The organism is Pseudomonas sp. GD03903 (genome assembly GCF_029840045.1).
Classification (GTDB): Bacteria; Pseudomonadota; Gammaproteobacteria; order Pseudomonadales; family Pseudomonadaceae; genus Pseudomonas; species Pseudomonas pseudonitroreducens.
In genome coordinates, this window is record NZ_JAOCBT010000005.1 from 17,892 (window position 1) to 36,589 (window position 18,698).

Annotated in this window: 18 protein-coding genes; 3 read left to right on the top strand and 15 right to left on the bottom strand. The window is 61.9% G+C overall.

Annotation, left to right across the window (positions count from 1 at the left end; translation table 11 throughout):
- Positions 1–25: 25 nt before the first annotated feature.
- The 13 genes from N5C91_RS08980 to N5C91_RS09040 all read right to left on the bottom strand — a co-directional run bounded on the left by N5C91_RS08980 (position 26) and on the right by N5C91_RS09040 (position 13,520).
- Positions 26–703 (bottom strand): NADH-quinone oxidoreductase subunit B, encoded by a 678-nt coding sequence (locus tag N5C91_RS08980; RefSeq protein WP_236173263.1) that lies wholly within the window; start codon positions 701–703, stop codon positions 26–28.
- Positions 704–713: 10 nt separating this feature from the next.
- Positions 714–1,127, bottom strand: coding sequence for an NADH-quinone oxidoreductase subunit A (locus tag N5C91_RS08985; RefSeq protein WP_017517108.1), 414 nt, complete (start codon positions 1,125–1,127; stop codon positions 714–716).
- A gap of 440 nt (positions 1,128–1,567) precedes the next feature.
- Positions 1,568–2,068: a DUF4442 domain-containing protein gene (locus tag N5C91_RS08990; RefSeq protein ID WP_279829181.1), complete on the bottom strand. Its 501-nt coding sequence runs from the start codon at positions 2,066–2,068 to the stop codon at positions 1,568–1,570.
- A gap of 175 nt (positions 2,069–2,243) precedes the next feature.
- Positions 2,244–3,839, bottom strand: a complete 1,596-nt coding sequence (locus N5C91_RS08995; protein WP_279829182.1) for an isocitrate lyase — start codon at positions 3,837–3,839, stop codon at positions 2,244–2,246.
- Positions 3,840–4,348: 509 nt separating this feature from the next.
- Positions 4,349–5,140 (bottom strand): secretin N-terminal domain-containing protein, encoded by a 792-nt coding sequence (locus tag N5C91_RS09000; protein ID WP_279829565.1) that lies wholly within the window; start codon positions 5,138–5,140, stop codon positions 4,349–4,351.
- Between the two features lie 20 nt (positions 5,141–5,160).
- On the bottom strand, positions 5,161–5,787 hold the full coding sequence (locus tag N5C91_RS09005; protein WP_279829185.1) for a histone acetyltransferase HPA2: 627 nt from the start codon (positions 5,785–5,787) through the stop codon (positions 5,161–5,163).
- Between the two features lie 23 nt (positions 5,788–5,810).
- Positions 5,811–6,239, bottom strand: a complete 429-nt coding sequence (locus N5C91_RS09010; RefSeq protein WP_054909440.1) for a GNAT family N-acetyltransferase — start codon at positions 6,237–6,239, stop codon at positions 5,811–5,813.
- Positions 6,232–7,407: a cupin domain-containing protein gene (locus N5C91_RS09015; protein ID WP_236202227.1), complete on the bottom strand. Its 1,176-nt coding sequence runs from the start codon at positions 7,405–7,407 to the stop codon at positions 6,232–6,234. Before N5C91_RS09015 ends, N5C91_RS09010 begins: the two co-directional genes overlap by 8 nt.
- 60 nt (positions 7,408–7,467) lie before the next feature.
- Positions 7,468–8,838 (bottom strand): adenylosuccinate lyase, encoded by a 1,371-nt coding sequence (purB, locus tag N5C91_RS09020; protein WP_024765135.1) that lies wholly within the window; start codon positions 8,836–8,838, stop codon positions 7,468–7,470.
- Positions 8,839–8,934: 96 nt separating this feature from the next.
- Positions 8,935–9,555 (bottom strand): high frequency lysogenization protein HflD, encoded by a 621-nt coding sequence (gene hflD, locus N5C91_RS09025; protein ID WP_024765136.1) that lies wholly within the window; start codon positions 9,553–9,555, stop codon positions 8,935–8,937.
- A complete protein-coding gene (mnmA, locus tag N5C91_RS09030) occupies positions 9,552–10,679 on the bottom strand; it encodes a tRNA 2-thiouridine(34) synthase MnmA (protein WP_236202225.1) in 1,128 nt (375 codons plus the stop codon). The genes hflD and mnmA overlap by 4 nt, the downstream gene beginning before the upstream one ends.
- Positions 10,680–10,750: 71 nt before the next feature.
- Positions 10,751–11,194: an NUDIX hydrolase gene (locus N5C91_RS09035; RefSeq protein WP_279829204.1), complete on the bottom strand. Its 444-nt coding sequence runs from the start codon at positions 11,192–11,194 to the stop codon at positions 10,751–10,753.
- A gap of 103 nt (positions 11,195–11,297) precedes the next feature.
- A complete protein-coding gene (locus N5C91_RS09040; protein WP_279829206.1) occupies positions 11,298–13,520 on the bottom strand; it encodes an NADP-dependent isocitrate dehydrogenase in 2,223 nt (740 codons plus the stop codon).
- A gap of 357 nt (positions 13,521–13,877) precedes the next feature.
- Here N5C91_RS09040 and icd point away from each other — a divergent pair, with 357 nt between their 5' ends.
- A complete protein-coding gene (gene icd / locus N5C91_RS09045) occupies positions 13,878–15,131 on the top strand; it encodes an NADP-dependent isocitrate dehydrogenase (RefSeq protein ID WP_236202222.1) in 1,254 nt (417 codons plus the stop codon).
- Between the two features lie 73 nt (positions 15,132–15,204).
- On the opposite strand, the gene cspD is transcribed toward icd, so the two are convergent.
- Positions 15,205–15,480, bottom strand: coding sequence for a cold shock domain-containing protein CspD (gene cspD, locus N5C91_RS09050; RefSeq protein ID WP_279829209.1), 276 nt, complete (start codon positions 15,478–15,480; stop codon positions 15,205–15,207).
- A gap of 228 nt (positions 15,481–15,708) precedes the next feature.
- Here cspD and clpS point away from each other — a divergent pair, with 228 nt between their 5' ends.
- Both clpS and clpA read left to right on the top strand, forming a co-directional pair.
- Positions 15,709–16,071: an ATP-dependent Clp protease adapter ClpS gene (gene clpS, locus N5C91_RS09055; protein ID WP_279829211.1), complete on the top strand. Its 363-nt coding sequence runs from the start codon at positions 15,709–15,711 to the stop codon at positions 16,069–16,071.
- A 28-nt stretch (positions 16,072–16,099) separates the two neighbouring features.
- Positions 16,100–18,373 (top strand): ATP-dependent Clp protease ATP-binding subunit ClpA, encoded by a 2,274-nt coding sequence (gene clpA, locus N5C91_RS09060; RefSeq protein WP_279829213.1) that lies wholly within the window; start codon positions 16,100–16,102, stop codon positions 18,371–18,373.
- Between the two features lie 87 nt (positions 18,374–18,460).
- Here the strand turns inward: clpA and infA are convergent, their stop codons facing one another.
- Positions 18,461–18,679, bottom strand: coding sequence for a translation initiation factor IF-1 (infA, locus tag N5C91_RS09065; protein ID WP_002553999.1), 219 nt, complete (start codon positions 18,677–18,679; stop codon positions 18,461–18,463).
- Positions 18,680–18,698 lie beyond the last annotated feature (19 nt).

The following is an 18,698-nucleotide window of genomic DNA, read 5'->3' on the forward strand; positions in this document are numbered from 1 at the left end:
AACGGGCCTCTCGTGGAGGGCCGGATCACACTTCGTCGGGGCTGCGCAGGTTGGTGACCGCAATGCGCTGTTCGCGCTTGAGATCCTTCTGGGCAGGCATGTCGGCACGATAGATGCCTTGATCGCCTACAACCCAGGACAACGGACGACGCTCCTGGCCGATGGATTCCTGCAGCAGCATCAGGCCTTGCAGGAACGCCTCCGGACGGGGCGGGCAGCCGGGGATGTACACGTCCACGGGGAGGAACTTGTCGACCCCCTGAACGACCGAGTAGATGTCGTACATGCCGCCGGAGTTGGCGCACGACCCCATCGAGATCACCCACTTGGGTTCCAGCATCTGCTCGTACAGGCGCTGGATGACCGGAGCCATCTTGATGAAGCAGGTGCCGGCGATGACCATGAAGTCAGCCTGGCGCGGCGATGCACGGATCACTTCGGCGCCGAAACGGGCGATGTCGTGCGGCGCGGTGAACGCCGTGGTCATCTCCACGTAGCAGCAGGACAGCCCGAAGTTGTACGGCCACAGGGAGTTCTTGCGACCCCAGTTCACCGCACCGTTGAGAACATCCTCGAGCTTGCCCATGAAGATGTTCTTGTGGACCTGCCCTTCGATGAGCGGGTCTTCTACCGTTTCGCGTTCGCCGATCGGGTACTGATCATTGGGCGCATCCGGATCGATCCGGGTAAGTTTGTATTGCATCGCCAAAGCCTCATTGTTTTAGCTTCGCCTGCCGTGCGCGACGTGCCGCCGGTGCCCAATCGAGCGCGCCGATACGCCACAGGTAGACAAGACCTGCCAACAGAATTGCTATGAAAATGGTTGCCTCGATCAGACCTGCCCAACCGCTTTCACGGACGGACACGGACCAGGCGAAGAGGAAGAGGGCTTCGACGTCGAAGATCACGAAGAGCATCGCGACCAGATAGAATTTTGCCGACAGACGCAGGCGTGCGCTGCCGGTAGGAACGATCCCGGATTCGAACGGTTCGTTCTTGCTGCGACCAAATGCCTTACTGCCAAGCAGGCTGGAAACCCCTAGCATGAAGGCGAGCAGGCCCAGCACTCCTAAAAGGAAGGCGGCGAGTCCCCAGTGTTGAGCTGCAAGTTCAGCTGGATTGGGCATGCCGATACTCCTTCCTACAAATAACGATTGTCTTGGGTTTCGGGCGCAACGCCCGACTACTGCGAACCCGACAACTCAAGGATAGTGAGCTAAGGGTTCAGGTCATCTTTCCAATTTTATGCCCAAAGCCTTCAGCAAGTAAATTTTTCCAACACAAACAGATGCTTCTATTTCGGGCAAAAGGCTTTTGCATTTCCCGCAGCGCCCTGTTTGCGCGCCTCTGAATGCCTAGTGTGACGGCACTTCGGCTTTGGTCGAATAGTACTTTCGAGGTATTTGTTCGCAATAAATCGATGTTCTATAAATGATAAGCATTATCATTTGCAGTGTCGTATATCCGTAACTTTACTACATATAAGCGGCGCGCTTTTTATTTCGCGCAAATAGTGACGGCGAGCGCGCCCTTCATCCGTTCCCTGGGTGTCCGGATGCTGGGTGGTTCAGTTTCTCTTGGTGATCCACGCCCAGAGCATTTCGCAGTGCACCGGCTGGTCGCCGGAATCGTCCAGCAGGATCACCTGGATCAGTGCTTCACCCTTGTCCTGCTCCTGCATGGCGCGCCGCTGTTCAGGCTGCAGCGTGGCGATGGCGCGCAGGCCGCCGCGGGCCCGGCGCAGGTAGTCCACCTTGAGGGTCTTGATCAGCGGCAGCTTGTGATCCGGCAGGTTCATGCCAACCATGCAGCCGCTGGCGGACTCGGCCAGCAGGGCCATGGCGGCGGCGTGCACGCCGCCAATGTGATTGCGAGCGCGGCGGTGGTTGGCCAGGCTCATGCGCACTTCGTTGTGGGATAGCTGCTGTATGCGTACGCCCGCCGTCCCGGCGAAGCGCACCTGTGAGCAGAACAGGCGGCTGAGCAGCGGCTCATGAAGGCGGCGTGGCAGGCGCTGAATGAGATGGGCGGCGAGGGCGAGGCGATTGCGCCTGGGCGTTGCTTTCATGGAGGGGCTGTCCGCTTGTCTTGAGGAGGCCCGAGGCTGACATACCGATGCGGCTTTGCCCTTGGCGGGCGAAGAGCGGGTGGCTGGCGGTTTGGCCAAGCACAAAAAACAAGACCCCGGCCGAGGCCGGGGTCTTGTTGAGCCTGCCAGCCCCGAGGGGCCGGTGAGCCAGTTCTTAGTGGAACTGGTTCATGGTGTTGTCTTTACCCGAGGCTTTCAGAGCAGCTTCGCCAGCGAAGTACTCTTTGTGGTTGTCGCCGATGTCCGAGCCAGCCATGTTCTGGTGCTTGACGCAGGCGATGCCCTGACGCAGTTCCTGACGCTGAACGCCTTTCACGTAGGCCAGCATGCCCTGGTCGGCGAAGTAGCCTTTGGCCAGGTTGTCGGTCGACAGAGCGGCGGTGTGGTAGGTCGGCAGGGTGATCAGGTGGTGGAAGATGCCGGCGTGGGCGGAACCATCGCGCTGGAAGGTACGGATCTTCTCGTCGGCAACCTGGGCCAGTTCGGTCTCGTCGTACTCGACGCTCATCAGCTTGGCGCGGTCGTAGGCGGAAACGTCCTTGCCTTCGGCAACGAACGCGTCGAAGACCTGCTGGCGGAAGTTCAGGGTCCAGTTGAACGACGGGCTGTTGTTGTAAACCAGCTTGGCGTTCGGGATGACTTGGCGGATGCGGTCAACCATGCCCTTGATCTGGCCAACGTGCGGCTTCTCGGTTTCGATCCACAGCAGGTCGGCGCCGTTCTGCAGCGAGGTGATGCAGTCGAGGACGCAACGGTCTTCGCCGGTGCCCTTGCGGAACTGGAACAGGTTGGAAGCCAGGCGCTTCGGACGCAGCAGCTTGCCGCCGCGGTTGATCACCACGTCGCCGTTCTGCAGTTCGGCAGCGGAAACTTCTTCGCAATCCAGGAAGGAGTTGTATTGGTCGCCCAGGTCGCCCGGCTCTTTGGTCACGGCGATCTGCTTGGTCAGGCCGGCGCCCAGGGAGTCGGTACGGGCAACGATCACGCCGTCGTCAACGCCCAGTTCGAGGAACGCGTAGCGAACGGCGTTGATCTTGGCGAGGAAGTCTTCGTGCGGAACGGTCACTTTACCGTCCTGGTGGCCGCACTGCTTCTCGTCGGAAACCTGGTTCTCGATCTGGATGCAGCAGGCACCGGCTTCGATCATTTTCTTGGCCAGCAGGTAGGTGGCTTCCGGGTTGCCGAAGCCGGCGTCGATGTCGGCGATGATCGGTACTACGTGGGTTTCGTAGCCATCGATCTGAGCCTGGATTTCGTCCTGCTTGGCTTTGTCGCCGGCGGCACGAGCGCTGTCCAGGGCGGTGAAGAGCAGGTCCAGCTCACGGGCGTCAGCCTGGCGCAGGAAGGTGTAGAGCTCTTCGATCAGGCCGGAAACGGCGGTTTTTTCGTGCATGGACTGGTCGGGCAGCGGGCCGAAGTTGGAACGCAGCGCGGCAACCATCCAGCCGGACAGGTAGAGGTAGCGCTTGTTGGTGGTCTTCAGGTGCTTCTTGATCGAGATCAGCTTCTGCTGACCGATGAAGCCGTGCCAGCAACCCAGCGACTGGGTGTAGACGGAGGTGTCGGCGTCATACTCGGCCATGTCCTTGCGCATGATGGCCGCAGTGTACTTGGCGATGTCCAGACCAGTCTTGAAGCGGTTCTGAGCGCGCATACGGGCAACCGACTCGGGGTTGATAGCGCTCCAGCTGTTACCGGTTTTCTCTTTCAGAGCGGCAACGGCTTTGATGTCGTTTTGATATGCGGACATGGTCAATCCTTCAAAGTATGTGTTTGGTTGAGCACCGACTTACCCACTCAAAACCTGTATCGAAACGGATTTGACTGCGGGTTGCTCGCCGCGGGATGGCGAAGGGGCGACCGAAAGAAGGAGTGACGCTGGAGGAGTGGGGTGGCGCGGCGGACAGACTGGTGACTGCAGCGGTACATCCAGAATCGCTTGCCGGCTCGTGGCAGCCGTTGGGCGATGGTGGACGGCTGAATCCGTCACTTCGTGCTGTTGCTTAGGCTTGCTTCCCCGTCCCTCAGGACAACCTCTTGCCAGTCGCAACCTCGTCGATCCGCCTTGTGGGCTTAACAACACGGACCTGCATGGCGGGTGGGCCACTGGCTTGGTCCGAAGGGCTTTGAGGCCCTCTGGTTAGCGGGAGCGAGGCCATCATGCCCTTTCAAACGAGCGTTCGTCAAACGTTTTGTAGTGTTTTTTTTGGACTACTACACGAAGGTCTAACGAGGACTGGCAGGTCACCTACGGAAGGATTAGTCGAGCACTTCGACCTTCACCCGCAGGCTGCTGTCGTTGCGGCCCTGGGTGCTGTATTGGCGGGTGTAGCCGCTCTGCGTGCTCTGGTTGCTCTCGCTGACGCCGCCGATCTCGATCCACTGGCCGATCGGGCCGCTGACCCGGGTGTCGGCTGAGCTGGTATTCATCGATCCCTGGTAATTGCCGTTGAAGCGGTCGTTGCGAGTGCTCAGGGTGATGTGCACGAGATTGCCGGACAGGCTCGCCGTTACATACATGCCCTGGTTGGCGTCGCGATACTCGGTCTGGCTGTAGACCTGGCCGTAGGGACCGATGCCGGCGTTGGTCACCGGTTGGCTCTGGCCGACCTGGATGAATGCGGGGGAGCCCTCGGTAGCGCGCACCTGCTGGGTGCCGCCGCCGCGGCTGCTGGTGGAGCGGTTGATGATGCGCACCTGGTCGCGGCCGTTGACTTTGCCGTGGCCGGACTGGATCTCCACGTTGCCGGCGCTGACCGAGCCGTCCACCGAGTAGCCGCTCTGGCTGCCCTGGCTGCCATCGACGGTGTCGAGGCTGATCAGTAGCTGGTGCGGACGTGTATCCAGTTGTTCGATTACTTGCTGCAGCTCGCGGATCTTCGGCAGCTCGGCGTTGACCACCAACTGGTTGCCATAGGCGGTGACCCGGCCCTCGTTGCCCAGCACCTGCTGCGCCACCGGCAGCACGTCTTCGGCGGTGCGGAAGTTGAGCGGAATGATCTCGGTGCGCGGCGCTGCCGTGGCAGTGACGCTGATGGCGCAGGCGAGCATCAGGGCAAGAGGGTGTCGGCTCAAATCAGGAAACTCCGCAGGTTCGGGTCGAGGACGCTGGTGTTCCAGGTCTGTTCGAATTGCGCGATCAGTTGGCGGACGCGGCCAGCATTGTTGTAGTGCGCGTATCCGGCGTATTCGCCCGGCTCCGGGCGCAGCAGCAGGCCGCACTCGTCAGCCAGGAGGAAGGCGTGCTCCTCGCTGGGGTAGTCGGGATTGATCCGGCGAATCTGGCAGTAGCTGGACAGGCGGCGGCTGAGATTGAGCAGGCGATGGCCTTCCTTCGCCGCGCGTGTACTGTCGCGCAGCAGGATCATCAGGCGGTTGCGCGGATTGCCCAGCAATACCTGGGTGCAGGCTTCCTGGATGCTGCTGTGGTGATACAGCCAGGGCTCGAGGTCAGGTGTATAGATATAGAGCGTGCGGCGCGCCTGCTGGATCAGCGCCAGAGCGTGCGCGCGCGCATCGTCCGGCTTGCTGAAGCGCTGCAGTTGATCGCCTTCGCCAAGGCGGAAGGGCGCCGGCTCGAGTACTTCGGGCGGCAGCGCTTCGCTGGGCGGGTTGTGGACGGCAAAACGCCCCGGTGACTGAAACTCGATGTCCGGCAGTTCTACCGGGAGGTCGTCCTGGTCCGGGGCGTTATCCATGTCGCTCCTTGCTGAATAGCTGCTCAGGCGCTTTCGCGCACCATGTCCACGTGAGGGAGGCCGGCGTCGAGGAATTCGCCGCTGGCTACCTGGAAGCCTAGCCGTTCGTAGAAGGGAATGGCGTAAACCTGTGCCGTCAGCAGCTGGCGTTTCAGCCCCTGGCTTTCGGCCTGCTCGATGGCGGCGCGCATCAGCAGGTCGCCGACCTTCAGGCCGCGCCAGTCCTTGAGCACCGATACCCGGCCGATATGCCCGTCCGGCAGGAGGCGGGCGGTACCGATGGCGTAGTCGCCTTCGAAGGCCAGGAAGTGCACGGCTTCGACATCCTCGGCGTCCCATTCGAGTTCCGGTGGGACCGATTGCTCGGCGATGAATACCGCCTCGCGAATACGCCGCAGATCGGCATTATCCTTCTGCCAGTCCGCCACGCGAACCCTGATCTTGCTACTCATCGGCAAACTCCAGACTGCCCTGTTTGATCAGTTCTCCGATGAGCTTACGCCCATCGTCGTCGGCCAGCCATTGGCCGAGATTCCCTTCGTGCAGCGATTCCGCCGAGCACACCAGCTTGAGCAAGTCGCGCAGTTTTTCCGGCAGGACCACGGTCTGGCCGCTGGCGAACAGCAGCAGGCCGACGTCCACTTCGCTCCAGGCCATGCGGGCGCTGGGGTTGCGGATCAGTACCTCGCCGTCCTCGATGGCGGCGGTCAGGTCGTCTTCCTCGATCTCCTCGCCGGCCACCAGTTCCGGGTAGCGCGGCTCGGTCATGAACTGGCCGAACCAGGTCAGCAGCAGGCGCTCGTCGCTCATGTGTTCCTGTAGCAGGTTCTTCAGGCGGTCGAGGGCGTCGCGCTGGATCTGGTGCTGGTCGAAATCACCTTTCATCGCGGCCATGCCGGCGTCGCTGTAACGTTCTTCGTCGGAAAGGAACTGCGCGAGGAAGTCGGTGAAGTGGGTCAGCACTTCGGCGGCGCTGGGGGCGCGGAAGCCGACCGAATAGGTCATGCAGTCGTCTTCGGCGATGCCATAGTGGGCGACGCGCGGCGGCAGGTAGAGCATGTCGCCGGGCTCCAGGACCCATTCGGCGCTCTCTTCGAATTCGGCGAGGATGCGCAGGTCGGCGTGCGGCAGCATCGGGCTGCTGGCGTCGCAGGTCTGGCCGACTTTCCAGCGGCGATGACCGTGGCCCTGCAGCAGGAATACGTCGTAATTGTCGAAGTGCGGGCCAACGCCGCCGCCCGGTGCGGCGTAGCTGATCATCACGTCGTCGATACGCCAGCTGGGCAGGAACTTGAAGTGTTCCAGCAGTTCGGCGACTTCCGGGATGAACTGATCGACCGCCTGTACCAGCAGGGTCCAGTCACGCTCGGGCATCTGGCTGAAGGTGTCTTCCTGGAACGGGCCGCGGCGCAGTTCCCAGGGGCTGTCGCCGTGCTCGACGACGATGCGCGACTCGATCATCTCTTCCAGGGCGAGGCCGGCCAGTTCGTCAGGGTCCAGCGGGCTCTTGAAATCCGGGATGGCCTGGCGCACCAGCAGGGGCTTCTTCTGCCAGTAGTCGCGGAGAAATTCTTCGGCGCTGATGCCGCCCAAAAGCTGAAGAGGAATAGCAGGATTCATGTCTAAGTCCTTGAAACAAAAACGCCCGGCACAGCCGGGCGTGCAAAGTTGGGGCGAATCTCAGATGCGCTTGGCCTGGGCGGCAGCGTTACCAATGTAGTTCGCGGGGGTCAGTTTCTTCAGCTCGGCCTTGGCTTCGGCCGGCATGTCGAGACCTTCGATGAATACCTGCAGGGCCTCGGCGCTGATGCCTTTGCCGCGGGTCAGCTCCTTGAGCTTCTCGTAGGGGTTCTCGATGCCGTAGCGGCGCATGACGGTCTGCACCGGCTCGGCCAGGACTTCCCAGCAGGCGTCCAGGTCTTCGGCGATGCGTGCGGCGTTCAGCTCCAGCTTGCCGATGCCTTTCAGGCTGGCTTCGTAGGCGATGACGCTGTGGGCGAAACCGACGCCCAGGTTGCGCAGCACGGTGGAGTCGGTCAGGTCGCGCTGCCAGCGGGAGATCGGCAGCTTGCTGGCCAGGTGCTGGAACAGTGCGTTGGCGATGCCCAGGTTGCCTTCGGAGTTCTCGAAGTCGATCGGGTTGACCTTGTGCGGCATGGTCGAGGAGCCGATTTCGCCAGCGACGGTCTTCTGCTTGAAGTAGCCCAGGGAGATGTAGCCCCAGACGTCGCGGTCGAAATCGATGAGGATGGTGTTGAAGCGCGCGATGGCGTCGAACAGCTCGGCGATGTAGTCGTGCGGCTCGATCTGGGTGGTGTAGGGGTTCCAGTTCAGGCCGAGGTCGCCCTCGATGAATTCGCGGGCGTTGGCTTCCCAGTCAACCTGCGGATAGGCGGACAGGTGGGCGTTGTAGTTGCCCACGGCGCCGTTGATCTTGCCCAGCAGCTCGACCGAGGCGACTTGCTTGATCTGGCGCTCCAGGCGGTAGACGACGTTGGCCAGTTCCTTGCCCAGGGTAGTCGGGGAGGCCGGCTGGCCGTGGGTGCGCGAGAGCATCGGCACGTCGGCGAATTTCACCGCCAGCTCGCGGATGGAGTCGGCGATCTGGCGCATCAGCGGCAGCAGCACGCTGTCACGGCCTTCGCGCAGCATCAGGGCATGGGACAGGTTGTTGATGTCCTCGGAGGTGCAGGCGAAGTGGATGAACTCGCTGACCTTGGCCAGTTCCGGCAGTTTGGCGGCTTGTTCCTTGAGCAGGTACTCCACGGCTTTGACGTCGTGGTTGGTGGTGCGCTCGATGTCCTTGATGCGCTGCGCGTGCTCCAGCTGGAAGTCGTCGGCCAGTTGGTTCAGCACGGCGTTGGCTTCGGCGGAGAAGGGCGCTACTTCAGGGATGCCGGCATGGGCGGCGAGACGCTGCAACCAGCGAACCTCCACCAGGACGCGGAAACGGATCAGGCCGTATTCGCTGAAGATCGGACGCAGGGCGCTGGTTTTGCTGCCGTAACGGCCGTCAACGGGGGAAACCGCGGTAAGGGAGGAAAGCTGCATGGGGGCGTTCTCGTAGCTGTCGGTCAACGAAAAGGGCGCACATCATACACGAATGGCGCGCACCGGTCGCCCTTGCGGCGACCGGAAGGGCATGCTTCAGCCGCGCAGCAGAGGGCGCAGCTCGTTGAGCATTTTCTTTCGGGCGAAGAGCATCTGCCAGCGGTTGCCGCCGAGCTGTCGCCACAGGCGTGCGGAGCGAATGCCAGCCAGCAGCAGGGCGCGAATGCGCGCGGCGTTGGCGTTGATCTGCAGGTGGCGCATGTCGCCGTGCACCTGGATGCGCTGACGGAAGGTGCTCAGGGTGTCCTGGTAAAGCCCGGCGCAGGAGGCGATGACGTTCTCGTGGACCAGGCCGAAGTGCTGGACCTGCTGCTGGATCTGGTCCAGGCGGGTGCCCATGATGTCGAGCATGTCGTCACGCTTGTTCAACTGGCGTTCCAGGCCGATCAGCGACAGTGCGTAGCGCAGTGGCTCGCGCTGCAGGCTGTTGGGATCGCGCTCCAGGGCGCTGACCAGGGCGCGGAAACCCTCGCGCAGGTTGGCGGTATCGCCGCCGTAGACGTCGAGGGTGGTCTTCGGGTCGCGCACCAGCAGGCTGCCGAGCATGCAGCCCAGCGGCGCCTCGGGAACCTGGCCGGTGCGGGCGAGGCGGTCTACCAGGGCGGCGGCTTCGAAGACGCCGGAGAGTGCGATGATCTGGTCGTGCAGATCGCTCATGTACGGTCCTTAGCGAACGCGGGTTCAGCAGATTCGATGACGCCGCCGCCGAGGCAGACTTCGCCGTCATAGAAAACCACGGACTGGCCCGGGGTGACGGCGCGCTGCGGCTCGTCGAAGACAGCGCGGTAGCCGTTCTCGGTGCGTTCCAGCATGCAGTCCTGGTCGGACTGGCGATAGCGCACCTTGGCGCGCAGCGCCCTGGGTTGCTCCAGGTTCACCGGGTTGACCCAGTAGATATGCGAGGCATGCAGGGCGCGGGAGAACAGCCATGGATGGTCATTGCCCTGGCCGACGACCAGGACGTTGCGTACGAGGTCTTTTTCCAGGACATACCACGGGCTGTCATCGGCGTTCTTCAGGCCGCCAATGCCCAGGCCCTGGCGCTGGCCGATGGTGTGGTACATCAGGCCGACGTGCTTGCCGATGACCTGGCCGTCGGTGGTCTCGATGTCGCCCGGCTGGGCCGGCAGGTACTGCTTGAGGAAGTCGCTGAAGCGGCGCTCGCCAATGAAACAGATGCCAGTGGAGTCCTTCTTCTTCGCGGTGGCCAGGCCGTACTTCTCGGCGATGGCGCGGACCTCGGGCTTCTCCAGTTCGCCAACCGGGAACAGCGTCTTGCCGATCTGCTCGCCGCCCACGGCGTGGAGGAAGTAGCTCTGGTCCTTGTTCGGGTCCAGGCCCTTGAGCAGTTCGCTGCGGCCGTCGATGTCGCGGCGGCGCACGTAGTGGCCGGTGGCGATCAGGTCGGCGCCCAGGGCGACGGCGTAGTCGAGGAAGGCTTTGAACTTGATCTCGCGGTTGCAGAGAATGTCCGGGTTCGGCGTGCGGCCGGCCTTGTATTCCTCGAGGAAGTGCTCGAAGACGTTGTCCCAGTACTCCGCGGCAAAGTTGGCGGTATGCAGCTTGATGCCGATGCGGTCGCAGACGGCCTGGGCGTCGGCCAGGTCGGTCATCGCGGTGCAGTATTCGGTGCCGTCGTCCTCTTCCCAGTTTTTCATGAACAGACCTTCCACCTGGTAGCCCTGTTCCTTGAGGAGGAGGGCGGAGACGGAGGAGTCCACGCCGCCGGACATGCCGACGATGACGCGGGTGTTCTGGGGGGCTTTGGGTGAGCTAGACATGGCAGCGGGTCACGGACGCAGGTAAAAACGGCGATTCTACCAGAGCCAAGCGGCAGAGGCGCGGCTCTGGCTCAGTCGCGGATCAGGGCCAGCGGGAAGCGCTCGCCTTTCAGGTAATCGTCGATGCAGCGCAGCACTAGGTGGCTGCGCCAGCGTTCGGGCTGGCCCGCCAGCTCGTCGCGGGTCAGCCAGCGGGCGCCGAGGATGCCGTCGTCCAGCGGGCGCTCGGGGTGGTGACGCACGGGGCGGGCGGCGAAGCAGACACGCTGGTAGGTCACGCCGTTGCTGGGGGCGGTGTAGAGATAGATGCCGGTGACGGCGGTCAGCTCCACATCCCAGCCGGTTTCCTCGAGGGTTTCGCGCACGGCGGCCTCGACCAGGCTCTCGTTGGCCTCCAGATGTCCGGCGGGCTGGTTGAAGACCTGCTTTTTGTCAGCAGAGATTTCCTCCACCAGCAGGAAGCGGCCCTGGTCTTCGACGATGGTGGCGACGGTGACGTGTGCAAGCCAGCGCATGGATAGGTTCTCGTTTGTTCGAAAGGCGCGAGTTTAACGTTCTGCATGGCAGAAAGCAGAACCCCCGGGAAGGCCCGGGGGTTCTGGTGTCACGCGAAACGGCTTACGCCAGTGCGTCGATCGCGGCGTTGAAGGTCGCGCTCGGGCGCATGACCTGGCTGGTCAGCTCCGCATCGGAACGGTAGTAGCCACCGATTTCCGCCGGCTTGCCCTGTACGCCGTTCAGTTCGGCGACAATCGCCGCTTCCTTCTCGGTCAGGGTTTTGGCCAGGCCGGCGAAGTGAGCTTTCAGCTCGGCGTCGTCGTTCTGCTCGGCCAGGGCCTGGGCCCAGTACATGGCCAGGTAGAAGTGGCTGCCGCGGTTGTCGATCTCACCGATCTTGCGCGACGGCGACTTGTTGTTGTCCAGCAGTTTGCCGGTCGCGATGTCCAGCGCCTTGCCCAGGACCTTGGCCTTGGCGTTGTCGGTCTTGATGCCTTCTTCTTCGAAGGAGACGGCCAGGGCCAGGAACTCGCCCAGGGAATCCCAGCGCAGGTAGTTTTCTTCCACCAGCTGCTGGACGTGTTTCGGGGCCGAACCGCCGGCGCCGGTCTCGTACATGCCGCCGCCCGCCATCAGCGGAACGATGGACAGCATCTTGGCCGAGGTGCCCAGTTCCATGATCGGGAACAGGTCGGTCAGGTAGTCGCGCAGTACGTTGCCGGTCACCGAGATGGTGTCCTGGCCGCGCAGTTGGCGCTCCATGCTGGTGCGGATGGCTTCGTTGTAGCCCTTGATGCTGATGTCCAGACCGGTCAGGTCGTGGTCTTTCAGATACAGCTCGACCTTCTTGCGCAGTTCGTTGTCGTGGGCGCGCTCCGGGTCCAGCCAGAAGATGGCCGGGGTGTTGGACTGGCGGGCACGGGTAACGGCCAGCTTGACCCAGTCACGGATCGGCGCGTCCTTGGTCTGGCAGGCACGCCAGATGTCGCCGGCCTGCACTTCGTGCTGCATCAGGACCTTGCCGTCGGCGTCGACAACGCGCATCACGCCGTCAGCTTCCAGTTCGAAGGTCTTGTCGTGGGAGCCGTACTCCTCGGCTTTCTGCGCCATCAGGCCGACGTTCGGTACGCTGCCCATGGTGGTGGGGTCGAAAGCGCCGTTGGTTTTGCAGAAGTTGATCATTTCCTGGTAGATGCGGGCGTAGGTGCTTTCCGGCATTACCGCTTTGGTGTCTTTCTGCTTGCCGTCCTTGCCCCACATCTGACCCGAGTTGCGGATCATGGCCGGCATGGAGGCATCGACGATCACGTCGCTGGGGATGTGCAGGTTGGTGATGCCCTTGACCGAGTCGACCATCGCCATTTCCGGGCGGTGGCTGTACACCTCGTGGATGTCGTGGAGGATTTCTTCCTGCTGCGAGGCCGGCAGCGACTTGATCTTGTCGTAGACGCTGGAGATGCCGTTGTTCGGGTTAACGCCCAGCTCTTCGAACAGCTGGCCGTACTTCTCGAACACGTCCTTGTAGTAGACGGTGACGGCGTGGCCGAAGACGATCGGGTGGGAGATCTTCATCATGGTGGCCTTGACGTGCAGGGACCACATGACGCCGGTTTCCTTGCAGTCCTGCAGGGTCTTCTCGAAGAAGGCGCGCAGTTTGCTGCAGCTCATGAACATGCTGTCGAGGACTTCGCCGTCCTGCATCTTCAGGGTCTTCTTGGTCTCGACCTTGCCGTCCTTGCCGACGAACTCGATGCGGACTTCACCGGCCTTCGGAATGGTGACCGACTGCTCGCTGGAGAAGAAGTCGCCGCCACGCATGTAGTCGGCGTGGGAGCGCGAAGCCATGCTCCACTTGCCCATGCTGTGCGGATGCTTGCGGGCGTAGGCTTTCACGGCGGCCGGGGCGCGGCGGTCGGAGTTGCCTTCGCGCAGAACCGGGTTCACGGCGCTGCCCAGGACCTTGGCATAGCGTGCGCGGGTGTCTTTCTCTTCGTCGGTCTGCGGGTCTTCCGGGAAGTCGGGGATGGCGTAGCCCAGCTTCTGCAGCTCGGCGATGGCGCCCTTGAGCTGCGGTACCGAAGCGGAAATGTTCGGCAGCTTGATGATGTTGGCTTTGGGGTCGGTGGCCAGTACGGCCAGGTAGGCCAGATCGTCTTCGATGGCCTTGTCGCCGAGCTTGTCAGCGAAGGAGGCCAGGATACGGCCCGAAAGAGAGATGTCGCGGGTCTCGACGTCGATGCCGGCGGAAGCGGCAAAGGCTTTTACGATGGGAAGAAGCGAATAGGTGGCAAGGGCGGGTGCTTCGTCGGTGAAGGTGTAGGTGATCTTCGAGCGGATGGACATCTCGTTCTAACTCTCTTCTTTGCTGGGCGCGCACAGAGTCTCGAATCGCGTTGGTACACGCTTGCGGTCAGCGAAGTGGTTGACCGACCTTCGAGATTTGCCGCGGGGATATTGGGGCGCCAGTAGAGCGTTGTACGGCGGGATCCTGATGGGGATGTGCGCCGCTGCGAGGAGAGAGTCTGGTCCCAGACTGCTCGGACCTCGATGACCATTAAGTCATGCCGGCCAGTATACCACCCTAAAGGCAGGGTGAAGCGTGTCCCTTTTTTAGACTAAGGAATGATGTAGTTCGATTACCGACTTGTGAGCTACCCTCTGTGGCTGCAAGAGGGTTTCAATCAAAAAGCGGAGTTCAGCATGGGATACCAAAAGATCCAGGTGCCGGCCGGTGACAAAATCACCGTCAACGCCGATATGTCCTTGAATGTACCGAAGAACCCGATCATCCCCTTCATCGAGGGTGATGGCATTGGTGTGGATATCAGCCCGGTCATGATCAAGGTCGTCGACGCTGCCGTCGAGAAAGCCTACAAAGGCGACCGCAAGATCGCGTGGATGGAAGTCTACGCTGGCGAGAAAGCTACCCAGGTCTATGACCAGGACACCTGGCTGCCCCAGGAAACCCTGGATGCCGTTCGCGACTATGTCGTATCGATCAAGGGGCCGCTGACCACGCCGGTGGGTGGCGGCATCCGCTCCCTGAACGTGGCCCTGCGCCAGCAGCTCGACCTCTATGTCTGCCTGCGCCCCGTGCGCTGGTTCGAAGGCGTCCCGAGCCCGGTGAAGAAGCCTGGTGACGTGGACATGGTGATCTTTCGCGAGAACTCCGAAGACATCTACGCCGGTGTCGAGTGGAAGGCTGGCACTCCCGAGGCGCAGAAGGTCATCAAGTTCCTCACCGAGGAAATGGGCGTCAAGAAGATCCGTTTCACCGACAACTGCGGCATCGGCATCAAGCCGGTTTCCCAGGAAGGTACCAAGCGCCTGGTGCGCAAGGCCCTGCAATATGCCGTGGACAATGATCGCAGCTCCGTGACCATCGTCCACAAGGGCAACATCATGAAATTCACCGAGGGTGCCTTCAAGGACTGGGGCTACGAGCTCGCCCGCGACGAGTTCGGCGCCCAGCTGCTCGACGGTGGCCCGTGGATGCAGTTCAAGAACCCCAACACCGGCAAGAATATCGTGGTGAAGGACGTGATCGCCGACGCCATGCTGCAGCAGATCCTGCTGCGCCCGGCCGAGTACGATGTGATTGCCACCCTGAACCTGAACGGTGACTACCTCTCCGACGCCCTGGCGGCGGAGGTGGGGGGTATCGGCATCGCCCCGGGCGCCAACCTGTCCGATTCGGTGGCAATGTTCGAGGCAACCCACGGCACCGCGCCCAAGTACGCCGGCCTGGACAAGGTCAACCCGGGTTCGGTGATCCTTTCCGCCGAGATGATGCTGCGCCACATGGGCTGGCCGGAAGCGGCCGACCTGATCATCGATGGTGTGAACGGTGCTATCGCTGCCAGGACCGTGACCTACGACTTCGAGCGACTGATGGACGGCGCCAAGCTGCTGTCGTGCTCCGAGTTCGGCGACGCGATCATCGCCAAGATGTAACCGGGTGAGTCTTCGCCCATGAAAAAGGCCGGCTTGCTGCCGGCCTTTTTCGTTTCGTCTGATCCTTGACGAATCAGGCTTCCGCCGTGAGGTTCTCAACCTCGCTGCTCGGAGCAGCTTGTGCGGACGGGGTGGATGCATTGGCGTTGACGGGCCGGATATTCACCGCGTGCAACCCCTTCGGACCTTGCAGGATCTCGAAGCTGACGGGTTGGCCGGCCTTGAGTGTCTTGTAGCCATCCATCTGGATTGCCGAGTAGTGAGCAAATAGGTCCTCATCTCGGCCATCAGCCAGGATGAAACCGTAGCCCTTGGCGTTGTTGAACCACTTGACCTTACCGCTAAGCATGCTGATATCCCTCTGCAAAGGACTCCATCGCTGGAGTATCATCCACTACTATTCCGCTATGCCTTTTTGTAAAGACTGGCGTCCGGAACTCCTGATACCCTCCGGGGGGTATCCTTTGGTTGTAACACCCTTTTGCCGTTAGTCAAGGCGGCGTCGTCTGGGCCTGAGAGGCGATTCAAACTCCGGCTGGCCCGCCCATTCACCCTCTCGCAAAGCTTTTATTCCAGCATGCATGCAAGTAGCCAGATTCGACTAACATTCAATCAGGACCGCCCGGATCCATTGGAAGACGAAGGGACAGGGCTGGCGGTAGAAGAAGCCAAGCCTGCCTTGAAACCGCCGTCCATGTATCGGGTCATCATGTTCAACGATGATTACACCCCGATGGATTTCGTGGTTGAGGTGCTCGAGCTGTACTTCAACATGAACCGCGAGCAGGCAACCAAGGTCATGTTGACAGTGCATACCCAGGGCAAGGCGAACTGCGGGACCTTTACCCGCGATGTCGCGGAAACCAAAGCCATGCAGGTCAATCAATATGCGAGGGAGAGCCAACATCCACTGTTGTGCGAAATTGAGATAGAAGGTTGATGCGGATGTTTGGGAGCGAGGTGAAGTCATGTTGAATCGAGAGCTCGAAGTCACCCTCAATCTCGCCTTCAAGGAGGCGCGGGCGAAGCGGCATGAGTTCATGACCGTTGAGCACTTGCTGTTGGCGCTTCTGGACAATGAAGCTGCTGCGACGGTTCTGAAGGCGTGCGGTGCGAATCTGGACAAGCTGCGGCGAGACCTGCAGGAGTTCATCGATTCCACCACGCCGCTGATTCCCCAGCACGACGAGGATCGCGAGACCCAGCCGACCCTGGGCTTCCAGCGTGTCCTGCAACGTGCCGTATTCCACGTGCAGAGCTCCGGCAAGCGCGAAGTCACTGGCGCCAACGTACTGGTCGCCATCTTCAGCGAGCAGGAAAGCCAGGCGGTGTTCCTGCTCAAGCAGCAGAGCGTCGCGCGGATCGACGTGGTCAACTACATCGCCCACGGCATCTCCAAGGTGCCGGGCCATGCCGAACATCAGGACAGCGAGCAGGAGATGCAGGATGAGGAGGGCGGCGAGTCCTCCACTTCCAGTCATCCGCTGGATGCCTATGCCAGCAACCTGAACGACCTGGCGCGCCAGGGTCGCATCGATCCGCTGGTCGGTCGCGAATCCGAAGTCGAGCGCGTCGCGCAAATCCTCGCTCGTCGCCGCAAGAACAACCCGCTGCTGGTGGGCGAGGCTGGCGTTGGCAAGACTGCCATCGCCGAAGGCCTGGCCAAGCGTATCGTCGACGGCCAGGTGCCGGACCTGTTGTCCGACAGCGTCGTCTACTCCCTGGACCTGGGCGCGCTGCTGGCGGGCACCAAGTACCGCGGAGACTTCGAGAAGCGCTTCAAGGCGCTGCTCAATGAGCTGCGCAAGCGTCCGCACGCGGTGCTGTTCATCGACGAAATCCACACCATCATCGGTGCCGGTGCTGCGTCGGGCGGGGTGATGGATGCGTCCAACCTGCTCAAGCCATTGCTGTCGTCCGGTGAGATCCGCTGCATCGGCTCGACCACCTTCCAGGAGTTCCGCGGCATCTTCGAGAAGGATCGCGCGCTGGCTAGGCGCTTCCAGAAGGTCGACGTCACCGAGCCGTCCGTCGAGGACACCTTCGGCATTCTGAAGGGCCTGAAACTGCGCTTCGAGCAGCACCATCACATCGAATACAGCGACGAAGCGCTGCGTGCCGCCGCTGAGCTGGCCGCCCGCTACATCAATGACCGGCACATGCCGGACAAGGCCATCGACGTGATCGATGAAGCCGGCGCCTACCAGCGCCTGCAGCCGGAAGAGAAGCGTGTGAAGCGCATCGAGGTGCCGCAGGTCGAGGATATCGTGGCGAAGATCGCGCGAATTCCGCCCAAGCACGTCTCCAGCTCCGACAAGGAGCTGCTGCGCAACCTTGAGCGGGACCTGAAGCTGACTGTGTTCGGTCAGGCGGCGGCCATCGAGTCGCTGTCCACGGCCATCAAGCTGTCACGCGCCGGCCTCAAGTCGCCGGACAAGCCCGTCGGTTCCTTCCTCTTCTCCGGTCCGACCGGGGTGGGCAAGACCGAGGTGGCGCGTCAGTTGGCCAAGGCGCTGGGTGTCGAGCTGGTGCGTTTCGACATGTCCGAGTACATGGAACGGCATACCGTGTCCCGTCTGATCGGCGCGCCTCCGGGCTATGTCGGTTTCGACCAGGGCGGCCTGCTGACCGAAGCGATCACCAAGACGCCGCACTGTGTCCTGCTGCTGGACGAGATCGAGAAGGCGCATCCGGAAGTCTTCAACCTGCTCCTGCAGGTGATGGATCACGGCACCCTGACCGACAACAACGGGCGCAAGGCGGACTTCCGCAACGTCATCCTGATCATGACCACCAACGCTGGCGCGGAAACCGCGGCGCGGGCCTCCATCGGCTTCACGCAGCAGGATCACACCAGTGACGCCATGGAAGTGATCAAGAAGAGCTTCACGCCGGAGTTCCGCAATCGCCTGGATACCATCATCCAGTTCGGTCGCCTGAGCCACGAGACCATCAAGAGCATCGTCGACAAGTTCCTCACCGAACTGCAGGCGCAGCTCGAGGACAAGCACGTGCAGATCGAGGTCAGCGATGCCGCGCGCGGCTGGCTGGCGGACAAGGGCTACGATCCGCAGATGGGCGCTCGACCGATGGCTCGGCTCATCCAGGACAAGATCAAGCGGCCGTTGGCCGAGGAGATCCTGTTCGGTGAGCTGGCCGAGCACGGTGGCGTGGCCCATGTCGACCTGAAGGATGGCGAGCTGGCCTTCGAGTTCGAAGTGACCGCTGCAGAGCCGGCCTGACGGCCAGCAAGGAAAGGCTTAAACGAAAACGCCCGGCAATGCCGGGCGTTTTTCTGTGTGCCGGTATCTACCGGCACCTACCGTCTGTCAGCGAGCGCGGTAGGTGATGCGACCCTTGGACAGGTCGTAGGGCGTCAGTTCTACGCGAACTTTGTCGCCGGTCAGGATGCGGATGTAATTCTTGCGCATCTTCCCGGAGATGTGCGCGGTAACGACGTGCCCGTTTTCCAACTCCACGCGGAACATGGTGTTGGGCAGGGTGTCGACGACAGTGCCTTCCATTTCGAAGCTGTCTTCTTTCGACATGCAGTAGAACCCTCGGTAT

Coding starts and splice junctions, on each gene's coding strand:
- infA (WP_002553999.1), bottom strand. CDS start 18,679: ATGTCGAAAGAAGACAGCTTCGAAATGGAAGGCACTGTCGTCGACACC.
- N5C91_RS09010 (WP_054909440.1), bottom strand. CDS start 6,239: ATGAGTAGCAAGATCAGGGTTCGCGTGGCGGACTGGCAGAAGGATAAT.
- N5C91_RS09000 (WP_279829565.1), bottom strand. CDS start 5,140: ATGCTCGCCTGCGCCATCAGCGTCACTGCCACGGCAGCGCCGCGCACC.
- cspD (WP_279829209.1), bottom strand. CDS start 15,480: ATGCTTAGCGGTAAGGTCAAGTGGTTCAACAACGCCAAGGGCTACGGT.
- purB (WP_024765135.1), bottom strand. CDS start 8,838: ATGCAGCTTTCCTCCCTTACCGCGGTTTCCCCCGTTGACGGCCGTTAC.
- clpA (WP_279829213.1), top strand. CDS start 16,100: ATGTTGAATCGAGAGCTCGAAGTCACCCTCAATCTCGCCTTCAAGGAG.
- N5C91_RS08985 (WP_017517108.1), bottom strand. CDS start 1,127: ATGCCCAATCCAGCTGAACTTGCAGCTCAACACTGGGGACTCGCCGCC.
- mnmA (WP_236202225.1), bottom strand. CDS start 10,679: ATGTCTAGCTCACCCAAAGCCCCCCAGAACACCCGCGTCATCGTCGGC.
- icd (WP_236202222.1), top strand. CDS start 13,878: ATGGGATACCAAAAGATCCAGGTGCCGGCCGGTGACAAAATCACCGTC.
- N5C91_RS09015 (WP_236202227.1), bottom strand. CDS start 7,407: ATGAATCCTGCTATTCCTCTTCAGCTTTTGGGCGGCATCAGCGCCGAA.
- N5C91_RS09040 (WP_279829206.1), bottom strand. CDS start 13,520: ATGTCCATCCGCTCGAAGATCACCTACACCTTCACCGACGAAGCACCC.
- N5C91_RS08995 (WP_279829182.1), bottom strand. CDS start 3,839: ATGTCCGCATATCAAAACGACATCAAAGCCGTTGCCGCTCTGAAAGAG.
- hflD (WP_024765136.1), bottom strand. CDS start 9,555: ATGAGCGATCTGCACGACCAGATCATCGCACTCTCCGGCGTCTTCGAA.
- N5C91_RS09005 (WP_279829185.1), bottom strand. CDS start 5,787: ATGGATAACGCCCCGGACCAGGACGACCTCCCGGTAGAACTGCCGGAC.
- N5C91_RS09035 (WP_279829204.1), bottom strand. CDS start 11,194: ATGCGCTGGCTTGCACACGTCACCGTCGCCACCATCGTCGAAGACCAG.
- N5C91_RS08980 (WP_236173263.1), bottom strand. CDS start 703: ATGCAATACAAACTTACCCGGATCGATCCGGATGCGCCCAATGATCAG.
- clpS (WP_279829211.1), top strand. CDS start 15,709: ATGCATGCAAGTAGCCAGATTCGACTAACATTCAATCAGGACCGCCCG.
- N5C91_RS08990 (WP_279829181.1), bottom strand. CDS start 2,068: ATGAAAGCAACGCCCAGGCGCAATCGCCTCGCCCTCGCCGCCCATCTC.